Here is a 6,162-nt window from a genome sequence, read left to right on the forward strand (position 1 = left end):
AAAATAGTTTAGGAGTGAATTGCATTGATAGTATCACCGATTTAATATTAGAGAATAAAGGAGTACAATTTATTATTACTAGCCATTATCAATAATATCGGAACTAAAAATTGGAAAATAGTCACTCGTTAAGGTAACCTAGTATAGGTTAAAATGATCGTGTCTTCGTTTATCTAAAATCTAAAAACCCCAACGTTGTACTTATGACTCAATCTTTTGCTACTACTACACAAGCTGCTTTTTTGCTCAATATCTCCACTGGTAGATTGCGGGAGCTACTGAATCAAGGTCGTGTTAGAGATGCTCGTAAAGTCGGAAGACTTTGGATGATTCCCCTTAATTCTAGGGGAATGCCAGAAATTAAACCAGGTCGTCGTGGTCCGGAAGGTACTTGGAACAAGAATCGACGCTCCGGCAATACTTTTGTTCATGTTCTACGAAAGACTATTGACTATAACCGAGACAATGGAACTTCTTATCCAGTAGTTGCGGTAAAAGTGGGAGATAAAAAGGATTATTGCCACGCCCTGAAAATAAAAGGACCTTGCCAAATCGTTTATCAACCCCATGATCCCAATAAAAGTCAAGCGGGAGGAGCGCGTCTGTGGATAGAAGTAGAACCAGAACATATAGTAGAGCGAGTATATTTCAGTAATGGAGATTATGGTCCGCCACCAGAGGTGACTGAGCAGAGAGCGAAACTTAAAAAGAAAAAGTCAAAACAAAAAAAGCCAAAACAAAAAAAGTCAAAAATAAAAGGAAAAAAGAAATAACATAGTCATTTAGATAAATAGTTAGCTGGGAAAAGAGAATTTATGAGCAGTGGATGTCTTCTGTTATGTTTTGTGATGTCTCTAAATAAATAGAATTATCTTGCGTAACTAATTCTACGCATATTTAGTGGTAGAAAAGTTTAAAGGATTATCATTAGGATGTGCTTCAAACCATAAAGCTTAACTCAGAAAAATCTATTCCTCCATCCCACTCAATATATCTACCACCCTCTCCTAATTTTACTTGTGAAAAAAAATTGGATCGGATAAAGGGGGAAACGCTCCACCTTGGTTAATAATAGGTTTAAAATTTACAATAATCTAACTACCACCAGAATAAATAAGACGCAGTTTGTAGTTAGATTCAGCAGTTAAGCTGGTAATAATATAAGGCATAATTAACTGCTATTTTAAGAATTAAAAGTATAGTACTATAGCAGTCGAAGTATAGTCCTAAACGTCAGTCAGAAGTTAGAAGTAATCTCTGATAAATTTCAGCATTTAGGGTTGTCCTAATCTTGGCTTCGACTGCTATAAATTAGGACAATAAACCTCCTACAATTTTAATCAGAGGGTAAATCGCGCAACTTACTTTGCCGTAATTTTTCTAGCAAAGAGGAGGGGTCAATTCCTGCATCTTGGTAAGCTTGAATAGCACGTTTACGCCAGTCAAGATTTTCTTCTCCTGGAAAGCTTCGCCTTAATTCTCTAACTGTAGATACTGCATTAGTTGCCCACTTCTTGAAGTCTTCTAAATTCCAGTAACATACGTCTGCTGTATAAGGTTTAGCATCAGGTTCTATTTTTGCACAAGGTGTAATGAGGACTGGAATAATATCTGCGGATTGAGATAAAGAGGTATCTTTATTTTCTCTAATCCATTTTGGGTGCGATGCTGCCTCTCTAACTTTGACAGACCCGAGGGTAGTTTCTGTATTGCCTTCTGAGTGGTCTTCAAATACTATGCACAAGTCATCTCCAGCAATCCACCAAGGGTCTGGAGCGCTATGGGTTGTGGAGTTACCTGAGTCATAACCCAATAGTTTTCCTAATCTTTCATGGCCGTCCTCAAATTTTTTACTTAGCTTGTTACGCCCCTCATCTGTCAGATTTTGCCGATCTTTTATTGGGGGATTTAGATTATCAAAAATTGCTCTTACCTCTTTATCAAATTTTGTACTATTCCTTGTACCTAATTTGATTAATCGCTGCTCTAAACCTTCTATCACTTTGCTAAGTCTTGGATCGACTTGAGGAACTTCATCTTCTAATGACAATCGAGCAAGTCGTGAAAACCATGTAACCTCTGGAGCAACTTTAGCAGCACGTTTAAAATAATCTCTTGCCTTACTTTCCATAGAGGTAATTCCATCTTTTGCCCCCATCCATGCAGCACTTCCTGCAAGATAGTACCAAAAAGCTATGTAACCTCTAAGTTCTTCATCATTTACCTGATTAAGCTGACTAAAAACACTTTCGCACTTAGCTAGAGCTTCTTCAAAATTGCGATGCCAAATACAATACTGATATTTTACTTCATCAGAAACAGTTTCTTTCAGCTTTTCTATTGCAGGTAGTTTAGCTTGCTCTAATGCTCCTCTATGATAAATTATGTCTTCCTCAGCTTGATTCCATTTTTCTCCATGTTCTAAAAAAATATTAAGGTTTTCAAGAAAATTCCTCTCTTTTTCTTTTTCTGCTTCAGATTGCTCAATTCCATATTCAATTTCCGCAAAATATGTTTCTTCTTTTTCTGCTTCAGATTGCTCAATTCCATATTCAATTTCCGCTTGTAATTCAGGATGTAAAAACTTTTGTTTGTCAGGATTAAGCAAAAGATTTTTTAACTCATCTCCTAATATAACTACTGCTGCATAATCAGTATCAGACCTTGTACAACGCCCCACTGCTTGAACCATTCTAGTTATAATCCTGTCATTGAAAATTACAGCAGCACACAAACGGGTAACTAAAAATTTTTCTTGAATATTTGTAGCTCGCTGCAAATCTTTAACTATTAGTAACCGACATTCATCTTTTGGTAGATCGATTCCATCATATCTATTTGCTAGGACAGCAACAGCTCCATCTTTGCAAATAAAATCTTGCTTAGAAGTTTCAATTTCTTTACTTTCAAATATTTGGTGTTTTGTCTGCTCTTTAATCTTATTTTTTACTTTTTCTGCTTGCTCATCATCTGGAACTAAGAAAAGAGAGCGAGGAGTTGAACGGAGCATTTTCATTACTAAATTTAAGGATGATTCTTCATTAAGAGAGCTTTCAGGAAAAAAGAAAAAACGACGACCAATTCCTTGCTTATCCCAACCTTCTGGTACTGGTAAACGAACTATATTTTCCATACCGAAAAGACGCTCTATTTCTCCTCCTTCTCCTAAAGTTGCAGACATATATAAACGTTGTTTTGCTTGTGAAAATGGTTTATGTGTTTTAGTAGGAGGTATTACAGGTCTAATTAATATCGCGTTAAAACTCAAATATATATGGCAGGCAAAAAGATGATCTCTTAGTACAGACCAAGGATATTTCATGTTAGAATCACAGCTATCATCAGAAGTATATCCATCTATTAGTTCAATTAACTCTAGTATTTTTTCATATAAATCTGATGTAGGGATTTTGGCAACCCAACTTTTATCAGATATATCTGGGGATTCTTTAAAAAATATTGAATAGTCTGATTCTGAAAGAATTGGTCTTAAAAACGATACAATATTCTTGAAAAGTGAGTCATGTTTTTTTCGCTCAATTAATATTGACCAAAATTTAGCGACATAGTTTTCGGCAGCATGAGCATCGTCTAATATAATTAAATTTGCATCCTGAAAAAATGAGTTGGTGTTAAATAGACCACTATATGTAGTAACAGCTAAAGTTTTTCCACGGCTATATTCTGTCTTGATTCTAGGATCATATTCCTTTTGTTTTCCAGTAAAAGCTTTCGCTTTTATTCCATACTCATTAATAGACTTCTCAACTACTTGATTAACTAATTGACGAGTAGGGCAAAGATATACTACTTTTTCTCTGAACTTTCGTCGTCGCCATTCCCCAATTAATAATCCAACTAGAGTTTTACCACTGCCAGTAGGAAGTTGCAAAGCTACATTAGATTTGTTCAAAGTTTCTTCTTTTTGATATTCTCGTAATATGTCTGCTTGATGAGAAAGAAGACCTTCTATTTTTCGATTTCTTAAGTCGCGGAAAAGTGCTTCTGGAGTTTCAGGTATTATGGTTGAATGCCTAGTCTTTTTTAGTGCCATATTTATATGAATTTGTGAAAAAATACTACTTCATTATACTGCTTTAATTTCAAAATAGAGGGCGGGAGTTAACCCACCCTCAATTCACTTAATTTACTGAATAATTAAGGTTTAAAGCCTCTCCTTTAAAGCAGAAGAAAAAAAATTATTTTTAGTCAATCTTCTCCTTGAAAAGAAGAGGTAATTATTAATTATTAATTATTCATTATTCATTGTTCTACTACTTCCCAACACTAACTGGCATCCCCAGAATCTCCTCAATCTTGGGCATCTCTTCCAACGGAATCACTCGCCCTTCATCCTCAAAACCAGCAATCTGATCGAAATTCAAATACCGATACAAATCTGCCGCAAACGGATCGACTTTCTCCTTCATAATCTCCAAATACTCATCCACACTAGGTATCCGACCTAACAGCGCACACACCGCCGCCAACTCAGCGGAACCCAAATACACCCGGGCACCTTTACCCATGCGATTATTAAAATTCCGTGTCGAAGTCGAGAACACAGTCACGCCATCTTTCACCCGCGCTTGATTTCCCATACACAAAGAACATCCAGGCATTTCCGTCCGCGCACCAGCAGCAGCAAATACCCCATACATTCCTTCCTCGCGCAACTGTTTCTCATCCATGCGAGTTGGCGGACATATCCACAATACACCTTTGACTCGCCCTGCACCTTCCAATACTTTGGCAGCAGCACGATAATGACCAATATTCGTCATGCAGGAACCGATAAACACTTCATCAATTTTATCTCCCGCACATTCCGACATCAATTTAATATTATCCGGGTCATTGGGAGCCGCCACAATAGGTTCCTTAACTTCATTCAAGTCTACTTCAATAATTTCTGCATATTCTGCATCCGCATCCCCAGACATTAATTCTGGGTTTGCCAACCATTGTTCCATCTTGGCAACCCGACGCATAATAGTCCGCGCATCTGGATAACCCCGCGCCACCATATTTTTCAACAACGTAATATTAGAACGCAGATACTCAGAAACAGTCTCCGTACCCAACTTAATTGTGGAACCAGCACAGGAACGTTCCGCAGTCGCATCAGTCAATTCAAAAGCTTGCTCAACTTTCAAATCTGGCAAACCTTCCATTTCCATAATTCGTCCGGAGAACACATTTTTCTTATTCTCTAACGCTACAGTTAACAACCCTTTTTGAATTGCCACATAGGGAATAGCATTGACAATATCCCGCAATGTTACGCCCGGTTGTAACTTACCCTTAAACCGAACCAAAACAGATTCTGGCATATCCAATGGCATCAAACCCAGAGCTGCGGCAAATGCCACCAAACCAGAACCCGCAGGAAAGGAAATTCCCAGAGGAAAACGGGTATGAGAATCACCACCAGTTCCCACTGTATCCGGTAACAACATCCGGTTTAACCAAGAGTGAATAATTCCATCTCCCGGACGTAACGCCACTCCACCACGAGCAGAAAAGAAATCGGGTAACTCTTTGTGAGTCTTAATATCAACTGGTTTGGGATAAGCAGCAGTATGACAAAAACTCTGCATTACTAAGTCGGAGCTGAAACCTAAACAGGCGAGTTCTTTCATTTCATCCCTGGTCATAGGTCCGGTAGTATCTTGAGAACCCACTGTTGTCATCAATGGTTCGCAAGCTGTTCCCGGACGAACTCCTGGTAAACCACAAGCTTTACCCACCATTTTCTGTGCCAAGGTGAAACCTTTACCTGTTTCTGCTGGTAGTTGGGGACGGGTGAATGCAGTGCTGGTCTCTAATCCCAGGGCGTTACGAGTTTTGTCAGTGAGGGTACGCCCAATTAATAGGGGAATACGTCCACCTGCTTGTACTTCGTCGAAGATAGTTTCTGGTTTAAGGGTGAATGTGGAAATTGTTTCCCCTGCTTCGTTAGTTATCTCGCCTTTGTAGGGATGAATAGTTATTACCATCCCTGTTTCCATTTTGGTAACATCACATTCAATGGGTAATGCGCCAGAGTCTTCAGCAGTGTTGAAGAAAATCGGAGCAATTTTACCACCGAGAATATATCCACCAGAGTGCTTATTGGGAATATGGGGAATGTCTTCTCCAATGTGCCATAACACGGAGTTA

At 38.4% G+C, this 6,162-nt stretch carries 3 protein-coding genes; 1 reads left to right on the forward strand and 2 read right to left on the reverse strand.

What is annotated here, in order from left to right:
* Positions 1–203: 203 nt before the first annotated feature.
* Positions 204–773, forward strand: coding sequence for a helix-turn-helix domain-containing protein (locus tag F6K13_RS14145; RefSeq protein ID WP_192901142.1), 570 nt, complete (start codon positions 204–206; stop codon positions 771–773).
* A 563-nt stretch (positions 774–1,336) separates the two neighbouring features.
* On the opposite strand, the gene F6K13_RS14150 is transcribed toward F6K13_RS14145, so the two are convergent.
* Together F6K13_RS14150 and F6K13_RS14155 are read right to left on the reverse strand one after the other, a co-directional pair.
* The gene (locus F6K13_RS14150; RefSeq protein WP_124145572.1) at positions 1,337–4,054 is read right to left on the reverse strand and encodes a DEAD/DEAH box helicase family protein; all 2,718 of its coding nucleotides are present in this window, start codon (positions 4,052–4,054) and stop codon (positions 1,337–1,339) included.
* Between the two features lie 220 nt (positions 4,055–4,274).
* Positions 4,275–6,162 (reverse strand): bifunctional aconitate hydratase 2/2-methylisocitrate dehydratase (locus tag F6K13_RS14155; protein ID WP_287287672.1); only part of this gene is annotated, 1,888 nt, incomplete at its 5' end.

The sequence above is a fragment of the Okeania sp. SIO2B9 genome (assembly GCF_010672505.1).
GTDB lineage: Bacteria > Cyanobacteriota > Cyanobacteriia > Cyanobacteriales > Microcoleaceae > Okeania > Okeania hirsuta.

Excerpts from the sequence above, each read along its gene's own strand:
- F6K13_RS14145 (WP_192901142.1), top strand. The coding sequence starts at position 204 with ATGACTCAATCTTTTGCTACTACTACACAAGCTGCTTTTTTGCTCAAT.
- F6K13_RS14150 (WP_124145572.1), bottom strand. The coding sequence starts at position 4,054 with ATGGCACTAAAAAAGACTAGGCATTCAACCATAATACCTGAAACTCCA.